At 35.5% G+C, this 15,629-nt stretch carries 17 protein-coding genes; 10 read left to right on the plus strand and 7 right to left on the minus strand.

The window, feature by feature from the left end; genetic code table 11:
* Genes hisA through AAC601_RS03110 form a run of 5 tightly spaced genes read left to right on the plus strand, consistent with a single transcriptional unit; the run spans position 1 to position 2,959 of the window.
* A complete protein-coding gene (gene hisA / locus AAC601_RS03090) occupies positions 1-717 on the plus strand; it encodes a 1-(5-phosphoribosyl)-5-[(5-phosphoribosylamino)methylideneamino]imidazole-4-carboxamide isomerase (protein ID WP_340152449.1) in 717 nt (238 codons plus the stop codon).
* A 1-nt stretch (position 718) separates the two neighbouring features.
* Positions 719-1,474, plus strand: coding sequence for an imidazole glycerol phosphate synthase subunit HisF (hisF, locus tag AAC601_RS03095; RefSeq protein ID WP_340152450.1), 756 nt, complete (start codon positions 719-721; stop codon positions 1,472-1,474).
* 27 nt (positions 1,475-1,501) lie between these two features.
* Positions 1,502-2,098 carry a bifunctional phosphoribosyl-AMP cyclohydrolase/phosphoribosyl-ATP diphosphatase HisIE gene (gene hisIE, locus AAC601_RS03100; RefSeq protein WP_340152451.1) on the plus strand — a complete coding sequence of 199 codons (597 nt, stop codon included), beginning with the start codon at positions 1,502-1,504 and terminating at the stop codon, positions 2,096-2,098.
* A gap of 19 nt (positions 2,099-2,117) precedes the next feature.
* On the plus strand, positions 2,118-2,543 hold the full coding sequence (locus AAC601_RS03105; RefSeq protein WP_303268146.1) for a hypothetical protein: 426 nt from the start codon (positions 2,118-2,120) through the stop codon (positions 2,541-2,543).
* Positions 2,543-2,959, plus strand: coding sequence for a hypothetical protein (locus AAC601_RS03110; protein WP_303268147.1), 417 nt, complete (start codon positions 2,543-2,545; stop codon positions 2,957-2,959). The genes AAC601_RS03105 and AAC601_RS03110 overlap by 1 nt, the downstream gene beginning before the upstream one ends.
* Here the strand turns inward: AAC601_RS03110 and AAC601_RS03115 are convergent.
* From AAC601_RS03115 to AAC601_RS03125, 3 genes are read right to left on the minus strand one after another with little or no spacing between them, the layout of a single operon-like run.
* On the minus strand, positions 2,956-3,636 hold the full coding sequence (locus AAC601_RS03115; RefSeq protein ID WP_303268148.1) for a nitroreductase family protein: 681 nt from the start codon (positions 3,634-3,636) through the stop codon (positions 2,956-2,958). The two genes, AAC601_RS03110 and AAC601_RS03115, sit on opposite strands and share 4 nt — an antisense overlap.
* Complete coding sequence (gene kdsB / locus AAC601_RS03120; RefSeq protein ID WP_303268149.1) at positions 3,633-4,373, minus strand: 3-deoxy-manno-octulosonate cytidylyltransferase; 741 nt, start codon at positions 4,371-4,373, stop codon at positions 3,633-3,635. The genes AAC601_RS03115 and kdsB overlap by 4 nt, the downstream gene beginning before the upstream one ends.
* Positions 4,374-4,379: 6 nt before the next feature.
* The gene (locus AAC601_RS03125) at positions 4,380-5,726 is read right to left on the minus strand and encodes an NfeD family protein (RefSeq protein ID WP_303268150.1); all 1,347 of its coding nucleotides are present in this window, start codon (positions 5,724-5,726) and stop codon (positions 4,380-4,382) included.
* 241 nt (positions 5,727-5,967) lie between these two features.
* Here AAC601_RS03125 and AAC601_RS03130 point away from each other — a divergent pair, with 241 nt between their 5' ends.
* Both AAC601_RS03130 and AAC601_RS03135 read left to right on the plus strand, forming a co-directional pair.
* Positions 5,968-7,461, plus strand: a complete 1,494-nt coding sequence (locus AAC601_RS03130) for a LysM peptidoglycan-binding domain-containing protein (RefSeq protein ID WP_340152452.1) — start codon at positions 5,968-5,970, stop codon at positions 7,459-7,461.
* 2 nt (positions 7,462-7,463) lie between these two features.
* Positions 7,464-8,246 (plus strand): TIGR02757 family protein, encoded by a 783-nt coding sequence (locus AAC601_RS03135; RefSeq protein ID WP_340152453.1) that lies wholly within the window; start codon positions 7,464-7,466, stop codon positions 8,244-8,246.
* Between the two features lie 113 nt (positions 8,247-8,359).
* Here AAC601_RS03135 and xseA read toward each other — a convergent pair whose 3' ends face one another.
* The 4 genes from xseA to AAC601_RS03155 form a co-directional block, all read right to left on the minus strand.
* Positions 8,360-9,604: an exodeoxyribonuclease VII large subunit gene (gene xseA, locus AAC601_RS03140; protein WP_340152454.1), complete on the minus strand. Its 1,245-nt coding sequence runs from the start codon at positions 9,602-9,604 to the stop codon at positions 8,360-8,362.
* 2 nt (positions 9,605-9,606) lie between these two features.
* Positions 9,607-9,780: a hypothetical protein gene (locus AAC601_RS03145; protein WP_303268154.1), complete on the minus strand. Its 174-nt coding sequence runs from the start codon at positions 9,778-9,780 to the stop codon at positions 9,607-9,609.
* Entirely contained in the window at positions 9,780-10,703 is a 924-nt protein-coding gene (locus AAC601_RS03150) for a universal stress protein (RefSeq protein WP_303268155.1), read from the minus strand. The genes AAC601_RS03145 and AAC601_RS03150 overlap by 1 nt, the downstream gene beginning before the upstream one ends.
* A 72-nt stretch (positions 10,704-10,775) precedes the next feature.
* Positions 10,776-11,123 carry a DUF202 domain-containing protein gene (locus AAC601_RS03155; protein ID WP_303268156.1) on the minus strand — a complete coding sequence of 116 codons (348 nt, stop codon included), beginning with the start codon at positions 11,121-11,123 and terminating at the stop codon, positions 10,776-10,778.
* A gap of 124 nt (positions 11,124-11,247) precedes the next feature.
* On the opposite strand from AAC601_RS03155, the gene AAC601_RS03160 reads away from it, so the two are divergent.
* From AAC601_RS03160 to AAC601_RS03170, 3 genes are all read left to right on the plus strand, one after another.
* Positions 11,248-14,088, plus strand: coding sequence for a CHAT domain-containing tetratricopeptide repeat protein (locus tag AAC601_RS03160; RefSeq protein WP_340152455.1), 2,841 nt, complete (start codon positions 11,248-11,250; stop codon positions 14,086-14,088).
* 201 nt (positions 14,089-14,289) lie between these two features.
* Positions 14,290-15,012 (plus strand): lysophospholipid acyltransferase family protein, encoded by a 723-nt coding sequence (locus AAC601_RS03165; RefSeq protein WP_340152456.1) that lies wholly within the window; start codon positions 14,290-14,292, stop codon positions 15,010-15,012.
* Positions 15,013-15,111: 99 nt separating this feature from the next.
* Entirely contained in the window at positions 15,112-15,534 is a 423-nt protein-coding gene (locus tag AAC601_RS03170; protein ID WP_340152586.1) for a GNAT family N-acetyltransferase, read from the plus strand.
* Positions 15,535-15,629: the final 95 nt, after the last annotated feature.

A 15,629-nucleotide genomic window follows, 5' to 3' on the forward strand; every position in this document is an offset into this window, starting at 1 on the left:
ATGCAAATAATACCTGCTATTGATATTATAGGTGGAAAATGTGTTCGCCTTACTAAAGGTGACTACAACCAAAAAACGGAATATAATGATAATCCTCTCGCTGTGGCCAAGGAATTTGAAGCTGCTGGCATTCAGAGATTACATTTGGTCGATCTGGATGGTGCAAAAGCAAAAAAGGTGGTGAATTTAGATGTGCTTCAGTCTATTGCTGAAGGTACTAATTTAACCATTGACTTTGGTGGCGGTGTACAAAGCACGGACGATTTAAAAGCGGTGTTTGAAGCTGGTGCTAGCCAAATTACCGGAGGGAGTATAGCTATCAAGAATGAAGGCTTGTTTACAGAATGGATTGATGAGTTTGGGGCTGAGAAGATTATCTTAGGTGCAGACGTGAAAGATGAGCATATCGCAATTCATGGTTGGCAGGAGAGTTCAGAGAAACATATTTTCGATTTCTTGGAGCACTATTTAGCGAAAGGTCTGAAATATGTGATTTGTACTGATGTTTCTAAAGATGGAGCTTTACAGGGTACTTCCAATCAGCTGTATCAAAATATTCTTGATAGATTTCCGAATATAAAATTGATCGCCAGTGGTGGGGTGAGTCAACTAGAGGATTTACAAATTTTGGAAGAAATGAATGTGTATGGTGCTATCGTAGGAAAAGCTATTTACGAACAGAGGATAAACCTAAAAGACTTAAAGCAGTTTCAGTAAAATGTTAACGAAAAGATTAATTCCTTGTCTAGATATAAAGGACGGACGTACAGTTAAAGGTGTAAATTTTGTTGAATTGCGAGATGCTGGTGACCCCGTTGAATTAGCCAAAATTTATGCAGAAGAAGGTGCTGATGAGCTAGTATTTTTAGATATTACCGCAACTAATGAAAAGCGTAAAACATTGGTGGAACTGGTAGAGAAAGTAGCTGAGGCTATCAATATCCCATTTACAGTGGGAGGTGGTATAAGCACGGTAGAAGATGTTTCCGTATTGTTGGCAGCTGGTGCAGATAAAGTATCGATCAATTCTGCTGCAGTGCGGGATCCCGAAATTATCAAAAAAATGGCTGATGAATTCGGCTCGCAGTGTATAGTAGTGGCGGTTGATTCTAGAAGAGTTGGTGATAAAAATATTGTACACACGCATGGTGGATCTAAACCAACCGGACTTGAAACTGAAGCATGGATACAAAAGGCTGTGGAATTGGGAGCAGGCGAAATATTGTTAACGTCTATGGATCATGATGGGACAAAAGCAGGTTTTGCTGATGAGCTTTTAGCTAAAGTATCAACTTTGGTGAATGTGCCCGTTATTGCGTCAGGAGGGGCAGGTAATATGCAGCATTTTTATGATACCTTTACAGCTGGGAAGTCTGACGCTGCATTAGCAGCTAGTATTTTTCATTTTAAGGAAATTGGAATCCCTGAATTAAAAACGTATTTAAAAAGTAAAAATATACCTACAAGAATCTAAAATTTAGATTTTAAAAAATTGAGAATTATGCAAACACCCGATTTTTCAAAAGGTGAAAATGGTTTATTGCCTGCAGTCATTCAAGACAATGTAACAGGGAAAGTACTAATGCTGGGATACATGAACGCAGAAGCACTTGAGAAAACACAGTCTACTAGAAAAGTGACCTTTTTTAGCAGATCAAAACAAAGACTTTGGACAAAGGGAGAGTCTTCTTCCAATTTTCTACATTTGGTAGACATATCTTTGGATTGCGACCAAGATAGCTTTCTAATTAAGGTGAATCCTGATGGACCTACTTGCCATACTGGTGCAGATACCTGCTGGGGTGAAAAAAATGAAGGCATAGGATTTATTAAGCAGTTAGAAGCGGTTATTGAAGAACGAAAAAATGGAGATAGTGAAAAATCCTATGTGAAAAGTTTATTCGAAAAGGGAATTAACAAAATTGCACAAAAAGTAGGAGAGGAAGCTGTAGAAGTAGTAATTGAAGCTAAAGATGATAACGAGGAGTTGTTTTTAAATGAGTCAGCTGATTTGTTATTCCATTATTTAATTCTATTACAAGCCAAAGGATATAAGCTACAAGATGTGGTCAAAATATTGGAAGGTAGGCATCGTTAGGTAAAAAAAGTAGAGCTTTATGAAATTCAACTCCTTATATTATTTAGTTGCTATTTTTTCATTTTCACTTATTTCTTGTGAAGAAGATAAGCTTTCTAGTGATGATTGTGAATCTGAAAATTTGATTTGTACTGAAGAATTCAGAACTATTACTCTTGAGATTAAAGATGGAAATGGGAATCCCGTAGTCTTGGATGATTTTTATACATTTGAAGACTCCCGAAATAAATTTGAATTTGATAAAAATGATTTTCAGGTTGAAAATGGCATTTATCCTGTCATCTCAGATGCAGAATTAGAAGAACTGGATAAAGTAGGCACTGTCTTAATTTTCGTTGGAGAAATAGATGGAAGAAATGTAGTGGAACATCAAATGGTGATAGGTCATGACTGCTGTCATGTGATTTTGATTGAGGGTGAGACTGAAATTCAAATTGAAGAATAATGAAGAATTTGTTTATATTATTTTGTTTCATATCAATGGCAGCTACTTGTCAAGACCAAAATAAATCGAATAAGGATAATCCTTGTGATCCTGATGTAATATGCACTATGGAATTTAGGGTCATAAAATTGCAAATCCAAGATCAACATGGTAATCCTGTTCAATTAGATAGTTATTACACTGAATTTAAAGACTTTAATGTCACCATAGATCAAGAATTAACCCAGCTGGAGGAAGGTTTTTATCCTGTGGCTACTGATGGCGAAATGGATAGTGTTTCGTTTGAGGGCAAGACGGTCATTTTTGTAGGAGTTAAAAATGGCGAAAAAGTAGTTACTCAGGAAATGCTTATTGGCAAGGATTGTTGTCATATTCTATTGGTAGAAGGGGTAGAGAAAGTTACAATCACACTTTAATCATAAAATTTAGCCATTTCTTCTAACCCCTTTCTTCCAAGTTTAGGGACATAAGTCTCCTCAGCAGGATACCCAACAGGTAACAATAAGTAGGGTCTTTCATTTTTAGGTCTTTCCAGAATTTCCGATAAAAAATTCATAGGACTGGGCGTATGAGTTAGCGTAGCCAAGCCAGCTTGGTGTATAGCAGAAATTAAGAAGCCACAAGCAATTCCAACTGACTCGTTTACATAGTAATTAGTTTTTTTCTGTCCTTCTTCTTCATCGTAAATCTTTTTAAAAACCACAATAATGTACGGTACAGTTTCTAAAAAGGGCTTTTCCCAGTCTGTGCCGATTGGTTCTAAATCTTTTAACCATTGATCGCTCATTCGGCTGTCATAACTTTCTTTTTCTTCTGCTTCGGCAGCAATCCTTATTTTCTTTTTTAATGCTGGATTAGATATAATACAAAATGTCCAAGGTTGTTTATGAGCACCAGAAGGCGCAGTTGATGCAGTTTTGACTATGTTTTCAATTACTACTCTCGGGATCTTTTTGTCAGAAAACTCTCGAACCGATCTTCTTTTATCCATTGATAAGTAGAAATCATCACTTCTTTTTTGAAGTATTTCGATATTGGGATTCTGATGTTTTAATAGAATATGTGGGTGTCCTTTTATAAGTTTTTCATTCATAATGGCATTTCCTTTAAAGCTCTTTCCAAATCTTCAGGAGAGTCAATTCCAATGGTTTCTATAGGGGTAATTGCGGTTTTAATTCTATAGCCATTTTCAATCCATCTTAACTGTTCTAAAGATTCAGCTAATTCTAAAGGAGTAGGAGAAAGGGTTACTAATTTTGCCAGAATATCAACCCTGTAGGCATAGATTCCAATGTGTTTATAATGTTGATGACTTTTCATCCAATCTTCGGTAGGGATATTTCTCATATGAGGTATAGAAGAGCGAGAAAAATATAAGGCTAACCCACTATCTGCTTTTAATGCTTTTATTACATTAGGGTTTTTAAGATCTTCAAGATCATCAATATTCTTTATTAAGGTAGCAATCTCTGTTTTTCTGTTTAAAATACTAGCTAAAAGCTCAATTTGCTGAGGATCTATGAATGGTTCGTCACCTTGGATATTGATGGCGAAATCATAGTTACCACTAACTAGTTTTAAAGCTTCATGGCATCTTTCGGTTCCATTTTTATGGTCGGGGCTAGTCATATAAACTTCATGACCTAACTTTTCAACATGGTCGAAAATACGTTTGTCATCAGTAGCAACAATAACCTTTTTCAGTGCCTTACTTTTCTTGCACTGTTCTACCACTCTTTGAATCATGGTTTTACCCGCAATATCAACTAATGGTTTTCCGGGAAATCTGGTTGAGGCATATCTTGCTGGGATGATTCCTATTATGTCCATATTTTCTTAGTTTTCCGCTTTTTTTACTTTTAAACTCGTACCACTTTCATCAACCACTACTATTTTTTCACCTTGTTCCAAATACTCACCTCTGGTATGTGCGTCATACAGTTCTCCTTCGATTTCTACTTTTCCGCTTGGTCTGAGAACCGAGAATACTGAACCGGTTTTACCGGCCATTCCAGCTTCTATAAAGCGAGATGAATAGCCGTCCGTTTTGGATTGAACTCCTTGTAAGGCTACTCTTTTAAAAAAATTACTATTTGTTAGACGGACTCCACCTATAAACATTAAAATTATACTACCAAACAGGCCAGTTAAGGTCGTCAGTAAAGCCCGAGTTATGTTTTCACTTGGTACAAATTCAAAATCAAACATTTCATTATTTAACATCATGAAAACTAAAGAACCCAAAGTCAATATCAAGCCTAAAATCCCAAATACTCCAAAGCCTGGAATGACAAATACTTCGATAGCTATTAAAACCAATCCTATGACGAAAGCTAAGATTTCCCAGTTTTCTGCCAACCCATTTAGGTAATAGGGTATCAAATACAGAACTAAAGCTATAATAGAAGCCATGATTGGAAACCCAACCCCTGGAGTTTGCAATTCGAAGTATATCCCACCAATTATGATTAGAATCAAAATTCCACTAATGAACGGATTGATAAAAAATGAAATAATTGATTCTGTTGTACTTGTTTGGAATCGATAAACTTTGGTATCATCTAAATTCAGATGCGTCAATAATTCTGTGGTATTATTGAATTGACCTTCACAAAAATCGTTTGTGATTGCTTCCGATGTTGAAAATGTTATCACTTCCCCTGCTTTGGTAATGCCTTCAATCTCAATTTTTTCATCAACCATTGCCTCTGCTATTTGTGGATTACGATTCTTGGCTTCTGCTGTTGACCTCATAATGGAACGCATATAAGACTGGTATTTGTCAGGCGCTGCTTCACCCGTTTGATTGACAACAGTTGCAGCACCTATACTTCCTCCAGGAGCCATATAAATACTATCGCAAGCGATTGAAATTAGTGCCCCAGCTGAAGCAGCGTTATTGTCAATAAAAACATAGACAGGAATGTCCAAATTCAATAATGCGGATCGTATTTCATCTGCATCATATAAAGCACCACCATAAGTATTCATTTCGATGATGATATGAGAGGATTTTCTATCCTTAGCTTCTTGGAGGGCAATATCAACATAGCGTTTAGTCCTGGCATCAATCTGATCTTTGATTTCCATGATGAATACTTCAGACTTGGTAGATAGCGTATCAGCAAAAACTGGAAATTGAATAATAGAGAGTAGGAATAAAATTAAGGCTGTTTTTTTCATGTATTACAAATATTCATTCAATTTAAGAGATTAGTATTTAAGCAACAATAATAAGTCCTGACATTTTTAAAATTTTCTACGAAGCTGTTCTTTTAGGAGATCTTTTTAATAAACGGTCACTTTTATAATCCATAAAAGAAAATCACGTTTTCTTTTATGATTTGAGAATTAAAACCCAAATTTATTTTACTTATCATTACATAATAACCATTTTTGTACAGCAATTGGATACCGTAAAAGCATGAAGATAGAAATTTCATTAATCAGTTTATTTTTCTTATTAATTACATCGCTTGGAGTTAACGCTTCTGCAGTTGATTCAGTCGGAATAGAAGTCATTGATGGCAAAAAATATATAATTCATAAATTAGAACCTAAAGAGACGCTTTACTCTTTAGGGAAACGCTATCATGTTTCCGTTGCGGACATTCAAGAGGTGAATCCACAAGAAAAGAATGGGTATAAAATTGATCAAATCGGTCGTGAATTACTGATTCCATATCGAGAAGAACAGTTCAATTCTTCGTCTGGAATAACTACCCAAAAGCAAGAAGCAAAACAACATATTGTAAATGCAGGCGAAACTATATATTCAATTTCGAAGCAATATGACGTCAGTCAAGAAGATATTATGAAATGGAATAATTTAGAATCTACTACATTAGAAATCGGACAAAAATTGTGGGTCAGTAATCCTACCAATTTCCGATCGGACGATACTAAACAAGGGATTGAAATTGATCAAAAAGATAAACTTGTACACGTTGTTGATTTAGGTGAAACTATTTACAGTATTTCCAAACAATATGGCGTTACCCAGAGTGAAATTATTGAGTTAAATAATTTGAAAGACAATAATATAGCAGTTGGGCAAAAACTAATTGTAAAGGCTAAAGCTCAAGAGAAAAAAGAGGAGGAAGAAGAGGTGCCTACTAATCAATATCAAACGCCAAGTGTACAGACTTTCCATAATGCAAAGAAAGGGGAGACTTATAAAAAGTTGGCTGAAATGTATGGTTTGCAAGAATCGAAACTTAGAAAGTGGAATAAATTCAAAGATCCATTTGTTGGAGGAGAGGTAATTAAAATTGTACCCCCTGCAGTTGAAAAAGAAAAATCAGCTGACTTGGCCAATGAAAAAAGTACGATAGATTGCACTGATCGGTCTAGATTACATACAGTTCAGTCAGGTGAAACATTGTACAGCCTATCTGAAAAGTATGGTGTTAAAGTTGAAGACTTGAGGAAATGGAATAGTTTGAACAACTACCAATTGAGCCTTGGACAAAAAATTTATATTCAAAATCCGGATGCACTGATGGCTGATGTAGAAATAGAAGACGCCAAAAAAGACGAGAAGCCAGATTTTGATACTACTAAGCCAAAAGTATCCAACCCTCAAAAACAAGACACAAAAGCTTATTTTACGGTGGAAGATGATGACATGCCGAAAGTGGATAAAATTATTGAAAAGGGCGTTGCTGAGGTAATTGCGGGATCTGAGGGTACAGAAAAGTATCTGGCACTTCATAGAACAGCTAAAATTGGCACCATCATGCAGGTGCGAAATGATTTAAACGATCAAATTGTTTTTGTTCGAGTTTTAGGGAAGCTGCCGAACACTGGCGTAGATGAGAAAGTTGTAATCAGGATTTCCAAAAAGGCGTTCGAGAAGCTGGGCGGTGTTGATTACAAATTTCCTGTTGAAATTAGTTATCTGCCCCTGAAGGATTAAGCATGAAGCAAATTGAGGAGGTGAGATCCTTATTGGATGAAAAGTATGACTTGTATAATCGACCAGACTTTATTGCCGAAGACCCAGTCAGTATTCCACATTTATTTACTAAAAAGCAGGATATAGAAATTGCTGCTTTTTTTGCTTCAATTTTAGCATGGGGACAAAGAAAAACCATCATCAATAAATGCAAAGAGCTAATGGCAATGATGGGGAACAGTCCACATGAATTTATAATGCATCATTCTGAAAATGATTTAAAAGATCTGATGCATTTTAAGCATAGGACTTTCAATGATATTGATACCCTTTATTTTATTCATTTCTTTAAAGCATTCTATCAAAAACATGATAGTTTAGAGGAGGCTTTCCTGTTGGGCAGATCAACTGAGAACGAATTCATGAAAGAAAGCCTGATTGCTTTTCACCATTTCTTTTTTGCTTCCGAAATAGCTCCTCAAAGGACCCGTAAACACATTGCTACACCTGAAAGAAAGTCGGCATGTAAGAGAATAAATATGTTTTTGAGATGGATGGTCAGAAAAGACGATAGAGGAGTGGATTTTGGAATTTGGCATCAAATCAAATCAGCGGATTTAATTTGCCCTTGCGACTTGCATGTGGATAGGGTAGCACGGACGTTAGGCTTAATCCAAAGAAAACAAACTGATTGGCAAACCGCAGAAGAACTAACCCAAGCTTTAAGAAAAATGGATGCCAACGATCCTGTGAAATATGATTTTGCATTATTTGGCTTGGGGGTTATGGAAGGATTTGGGAAATAATTTCGAATTACAAATTTTGGAATTAGGAATTTAGTATCACAACAAATACTTTACTGGTATTAGCGTCTCGCTAGTACCATTCACTGGATGACACTTTCGGTGTATAATTATATTTAATCATTCTTCCCAACAGATTCCACTCTACTTTTAACCTCCTGCTTAGCCGTAATAGTCTTCAATTCATCTCCTTTTTTCAACTTCTGTCCCATGATGCTTTTGCCATTCAGGCTAGTATAGGAATATCCTTTTTTGAAAACCGTTTCAGGATTTATCAATTCCAAAGTTTTTTCGTAAATCTCGAGTTTTTGTCGACTATTTTGAAAGTTTTTACGAACACCGTATTGTAGTTTTTGTTCGTGTCGAGCCAACTGATTTTCAGCCTTATTGAAATGCTTTCTTAATGCATATCTCAAAGAATGTCTTCGGTCATTGAGTTTATGTTGCTCTAAATCTACTTTTTGATTGAGATAAGCCAATATATTTTGAGTGGCAAAATTTATCTTTTCCTCATAAATTCTCATTCCCCTAATCAAAAATTCAGCTACTGCAGTTGGAGTTTTTAATTTAGAGTGTGCTACCAAATCACAAATCGTTTCATCCCGCTCGTGACCAATTCCAGTAAATACAGGCAGTGGAAATTGTGCAATATGGGCAGCTAATTCATAGTCATCAAAACAATCTAAATCAACCTGCGCACCACCTCCTCTGATCAGAATGACGGCATCAAAATCCTCCATTTGTTGATGGATTTGATGTAAAGCGCTAATGATCGTTTGAGCTGCCTTATCTCCTTGCATGGTAGCTACGAAAAGTTGACTTCGCAATTGGTAACCATAGTCATTATTTCCGATTTGATTCATGAAGTCTCCGTAACCTGCAGCTGATTCAGCACTGATTATTGCTATTCTTTGAGGAACTATAGGTAGGGCATGGCTTTTATTCATCTCAAAAATACCATCTTCTTTGAGTCGTGCTATAATCTCCTGCTTTTTCCTGGCTCTTTCACCTAAGGTGAAATTAGGATCTATATCCTTTACATTTAGGCTTAAACCATATACTTCATGAAACTGTATTTGAACATTGGCCAATACCGTCATACCAGCTTTTAGACTTTCCCCTGTAATAGATTGAAACCAAGCACTGATGCTACGGTAGCTGTATGACCAAATGGTAGCTCTACTTTTGGATAATAGTTGATTGCTTTCTTCATCTTTTTCTACAAATTCCAAATAGCAATGACCATTTCTAGCCTCCCGTAGTTCGCCAATTTCAGCTACTACCCAATAGGAGGGCTCCAACTGGGTGTTGAGGGTATCCTTAATTAATAAATTGAGATCAGTTAGAGAAATGTGCTGCATTATTATTGCACGTTTTGGATATTTCTAACAACATCTTTGATAATGAAAAATAGTACTACTGCAAAGCTGATTATAGAAAACCAAAACATGAATCGCTTATTCGCAAAAGGAACCACTTCGTCATTTTCCTTATTTGCAAATAACCAATCGTAAAACTTTTCTATTGTTTTGCGCATTATAATTCTTTTAAAAATTCCAAGAAGCCGGCATTCTTACCTTTAGGTCTTACAATCATTAGGGGAATGTCATTGTCTAGTTGAATTAGTCTTTCTGCAATACTTCCTAAAAAGAATGCAGTGGTGGCAGTACGTCCTTTTGCACCAACAATGATAGCATTCGCATTAATCTGGTGTGCTTTATCTATCATGTCGGTAGTCACATCTTCATTGGTATCCTGAGAGTAGACTGCCTTAAGTTTAATACCTTTTGTATCAATTGAACTTATGAATTTTTTATAGTTCTTTACTGCATTTTTCTTCATAACTTCTGTGAATTCTTCGAAAGTTTTGCCAGTGTAATGATAACCTGTTGGTACAGTAAAGACATTTTGAACTGTAATTTCTGTAGACCCATCGATTAGTTGGGCTATATTAAGTGCTTCTTCCAAAGCTAATTTGGAATGCTCTGAAAAATCACTTGGCACTAAGATTTTATCCATTTTTGGTGTAGTGCCTTCAGGAATAATCAAAAGGCTACAGGCTGCTCTTCTAGCCAGCCTTTGGGCAAGCGAACCACTTTCTGCAGCTTTTTCTCTTCTACCCATTACAATCAAATCAATATCTTTCTCTTTGGTGAATTTTAGAATACTGTCTGCAATTTTTCCTGTTTGAACATGGAAATGAAAATTGGCTTTATGTTCTCCAGTGGAGAATTTTTCGAAATTTTTCTCCATTTCACTTTTTCTTTCCTTAATAGCATTTTCCACCATATCGGGAAATTCCTTCAACACCTCTTTAGGCACATAAAGGTTCTTAATTACATTTACAAAATAAACATCTTCCACTGCTGAAGCTTTTGCCAAAAAGTCTGCAAACTCCACCATGGTTTTGTCTAAATCACTTAAATCTAATCCTATAATTACTTTTTTAATTGGATACATAAAGCTTTATTCTGAATTCGGGTACAAAGGTACAAACACTTAATTTTAAACTAATTATAAAGACTGAAAAAATTAGTCTGATTCTTGTTTTTGATCATCTTCAAATGGTTTCATAGCATCTTCGTCATAAAATTTTTGCAGCTTTCGTTTTAGTTTGAAATAACGGACTATCCCATAGATAATCATTATTAAACTTATTCCAAAGGATAAATATGCCAGCCACTGCACAGTTTGCAGACTTTCCATTTTTAGAAATGCAATCCCTCCCAAAATTAAGTATAAGCTCGTGCGAATGTAAGCAAACAATGTGCGCTCATTGGCCAGGGTAGTTCTTTCTAAGGCTAAAAAGTCTCTTAAGATAATCTTTTCCTTGTTTTGATAGTCAGGAACGATCTTAGGTATTTTTAATTTCTTCATCATGTTAAAAAATCTGCAATTGAATTTCTCGACTCCTGTTATGGATATATCACTAATTATTTTACTTATTTTTATGAAATATGTTTGATTTTATTAGTATTACCTAAATAACAAAGAATTAAGAGCTATGACTTTTCACTTAAAATTATCAGCAATATCTTTTTTGATTTTGATCGTATCATTTCATGCGCACCTTGCTACTGCACAGTTTGGAGTGGGTAGCGTGCTGAAAAAGCAAGCTGAAAAATTAGTTAAAGATAAATTGAAAGAAAAAACTGACGAAAAACGTGAGAGTTATGATACCCTTTCCTTTAACTACGCAATTGCTTTCCTGGATAAAACGGAGTCTTTTGAAAATCAACAAAAGGGAGAAGGTTTAGTGAAAACGGCTAATTTTCTGTTAAGAGATGGTGAACCACAATCAGATCTGGAGGCAGCTCGTGACATTTATGATTTCGGGAGATTAAATTATAAAATGGGTAACCAGTTTTTGGCGGAAACAAATTTACAATTAGCAAAACTTAAGTATGAACAAATTTCCGCTACTGATGAACCTAATTATCTTAAAGTTATTGGACTTTTAGGGTTGATATACGGTGAAATGGGAAGATTTACCAAAGCGGAGGAATTTACGCAAATCGCATTAGATGGATGGAAAGAAATGCAGGGGAATGAAAGTGTTGGCTACTTAGCTGAATTAAATAATTATGCGGTCCTTCAAATTAACTTGGGAAATTATCTTAAAGCCGAGCAGATAATTAGTCAGCTAGGTAAACTGCTTAATTCAGAAAATGAAAATGAAAAGCTTCCTTATGCGATTTACATAAACAATGCAGCCATTTTGAATCAGTACATGGGAAGAGCAGACCAAGCCTTGAACTTGATGAAGAAATGCACTAAAATAGCCAAAGAAAGTTTAACAGACAATAATAGCACCTACTTGCAATTTTTAACTAATAAAGCTATCCTGGAGCAAGAAAATGGAGATTTAGCAACAGCAGAAAATACATTTCAAGAGGTTTTGGATTTGCAAGAAAGCAGATTGAAGTTAAACGCTAAAAATGATCCCGACTATGCTCACATGAAATCTAATATTGCTGCGCTATATGTTCAAAAAGGAGAATACGAAAAAGCCGAGGAAGCTTTAAAATTGGCTTTAGATATTTATGAAAATGAATTTGGTTCCGAACATTTGACCACGGCAGGCACGCAAGCAGACTTAGGGAACTTGTACCGTTTTTTAGGAGCACTTGATAAAGCAGAACCTTTATTGCAGGCAGCACTCTATACACGTGAAAGAAAGTTGTCAAATAATCATCCGAAGGTAGTGAAAAGCCAGGAGGATATGGCTTTGTGGTTTTGGAGCAGTAACCAAATTGAATCTGCAAAAAGCTACTTCAAAAGGGTGATGGAGACAAGTGAAGAGTTTGTAGAAGATTATTTCCCTGCTTTGAGTGAAGCCGAAAAAACCAAATACTGGGAACAAATGAAGCCTCGCTTTTTCCGATTTTATAATTTTGCATTAGAAAATCATCAAAAATATCCTGAGCTATTGGAAGATTTTATGCGCTATAGATTGTCAACCAAGGGAATCTTGTTAAGTGCCTCTACATCACTTAGGAATACGATTTTTAATCAGAATGATGAGGAATTAACTTCGCTTTATGAACAATGGCTGGATCAAAAACAACAGTTAGCTAATGCTTATGCTTTAACGGAGGAAGAAATTCAAGAGCAATCTTTTAACGTGGATTCTTTAGAAAATGCTACTAATCAAACTGAAAAGGAACTATCACTTAAATCAGATGCTTTTTCAAATGCTTATGAGGACAGAAATACTGATTATAGAAATATTTTGAATCAATTGAAGCCTGGAGAGGTGATGGTTGAGATTGTTCAGTACCCAATTTTTGATAAGCAATTGACTTCTAAAAATGCCTATGCTTATGTGATTTTGAAGAAAGGTGCTAGTAAACCAGAAATAGTAATTAATAAGAGTGGAGACTTATTAGAAAATCGATATTACGCCTATTACAATAATGTCATCAATCAGAAAATGAAAGATGAATACTCTTATGATCAATACTGGAAAAGCATGGAAGAGGAAGTAGGAAATTCATCCAGAATATACATTTCTCCAGATGGAATTTATAATCAGGTGAACATGAATACACTACAGCAACCAAACGGTAAATACCTCATTCAAGACCATGATATTAGATACGTAGGCCATCCTAATGATATATTATTTGAAAAATCGGAAAGTCAAGTCGGTCAACAAAAAGCCTATTTAATGGGTGATCCTAATTTTGATAGCCAGTCAATTGCTCAGTTGCCAGGTACAAGAAAGGAGATCGAGGATATTTCAAGATTCCTTTCCCCTAAAATGCAAATGCAAAAGTATTTGGATAAAGAGGCCAATGAATCGAATCTAAAGATGGTTCAATCTCCAAAATACTTGCATTTAGCAAGCCATGGCTATTTTTTGGAAGACCAACAGGCTAACGATAATTTGTTTGGAGTTCAATTGCAGTACATCAGACAAAATCCATTGTTACGTTCGGGTTTATTACTGAGTGGAGCAGGATCCTCACAAGGTACGGGAAGTTCCCAGTCTTTCAACCAAAGTGATAATGGCTTTTTCTCAGCTTATGAAGCCATTAATCTCAATTTGAATAATACGGAAATGGTAGTCCTTTCCGCTTGCGAAACCGGAAAAGGAGATGTGAAATCAGGTGAGGGTGTTTATGGCCTTCAAAGAGCTTTTATAGTGGCTGGAGCCCAATCTTTAGTGATGAGTTTATGGAAAGTAGATGACACTGCCACTCAGAAATTGATGTCGGGATTTTACAGAGAAAATGTTAAAGGAAAAGCCATCCAAGATGCATTTCGTTCTGCCCAGTTAGCCATGTTGAATGAATACAAACATCCTTATTACTGGGGAGCATTTATTATGTTTAGTAGGTGATTATAATTGTTCAAACGATAAATGAGCACGTCATTCCGGTATTTCTACTCTCATGACGAAGGAATTGAGACTAAAATTATCCGGAATCTTCTGGAATTGGATCGGTAATATATAGCAATCCATTTATTCCAAAAAAAAATCTGCCTAAAACAGGAATTTTCAGCATCTTTGTTTTTGATAAAAAATACTTTTAAAGATTAAATGTTGAAATTTTTCCAATTCCTTTATACTATTTGGGCGTTGCTCATCTTCCATGTTTTTATGATCATCCTTTTTCCGGTGTTTTTGATTCCACCCATGATCCATAAGAAAGGAATACATCTCAGTTTCAAGGCAATTCGCTTATGGTCATTACTTTTTAGTACTTTCAACCGAATCATCTATAAAATAAAGGGGACTGAAAATTTCAATAAAAAAGAAAACTACGTGGTGATTTCAAATCATACTTCCTTTTTAGATACTCCCGCCATTGCACAAGCTATTGATGCTCCTTTCAAAGCTTTGGCTAAAAAAGAATTGACCAAAATCCCGATTTTTGGATTTTTGATCAAAATGATAACTGAGGTTGTGGACCGATCAAATCCGTTAAGCAGACAGAAAAGTAAAGATCGATTAAATGAGGTTTTGGAAAACGAATCTTCCATACTGGTTTTTCCTGAAGGCACCATGAACCGAACGGATCAACCCTTGCAGCGATTTTATGACGGTGCTTTTCGAATTGCCATAGATGCGCAAGCTCCAATTTTACCCATAGTCATAAAAGATGCAGCCAAATTGATGAAGCCAAGTAGCTTTTTAATGAAGCCCGGTACAGTGCATGTTCACATTCTTCCTGCTATTTCAACGGAAGGACTGACCCAGAAGGACCTGCCAAAGTTAAAGGGAGAGGTGATGGTGAGAATGGAAGGTGAATTGTTAAAATGATGATATCCAGTAACAACTAGAGGTTTATTTGAGAGATAAGTGATTTTAGAATCATGAAATCTAGCAGAAGAAAAGTAAAAATATTTGGTATTGAAATTAGTGTATATTGATAGAGAGCATGAATTCTATGCTAAGGCGAAGAAAATCAGGAAAATATGTTTTTTTCAGGGTTTGAGTGATGCTGATAAACTGATCGATGATAATTTTGAACAACATGGTTATCACCTTGTATGTATTGAAGAGAACGGTGTTGTTCTTGGTACTGGTCGATTAAATATAGAAAATTTTAAGGGAATTATTTCCCAAATGGCTATCCTACCAAAATATCAAAAATTAGGAATTGGAAAAAGTATTTTAACTCAGTTGTTAAAAAAATGTAAAGAGAACCAGGTGGAAACAATTGAATTGAATGCAAGAGAAGCTGCAATAGATTTCTATGGTAAAATGGGTTTTGAAGTAGTAGGAACTAAATATCCATCTCAAAAAACAGGGGTTATTCACCAAAAGATGGTTAAGAAATAGAATTAAATATTGAGAAATCAGGAACTGCTTCAATAGCTTCTTCATCAAAAATCAAATACAGCATATTCCAGTTTTTTTCTTAGCATTGCCACTAT

This window comes from uncultured Marivirga sp., from assembly GCF_963974845.1.
GTDB lineage: Bacteria > Bacteroidota > Bacteroidia > Cytophagales > Cyclobacteriaceae > Marivirga > Marivirga harenae.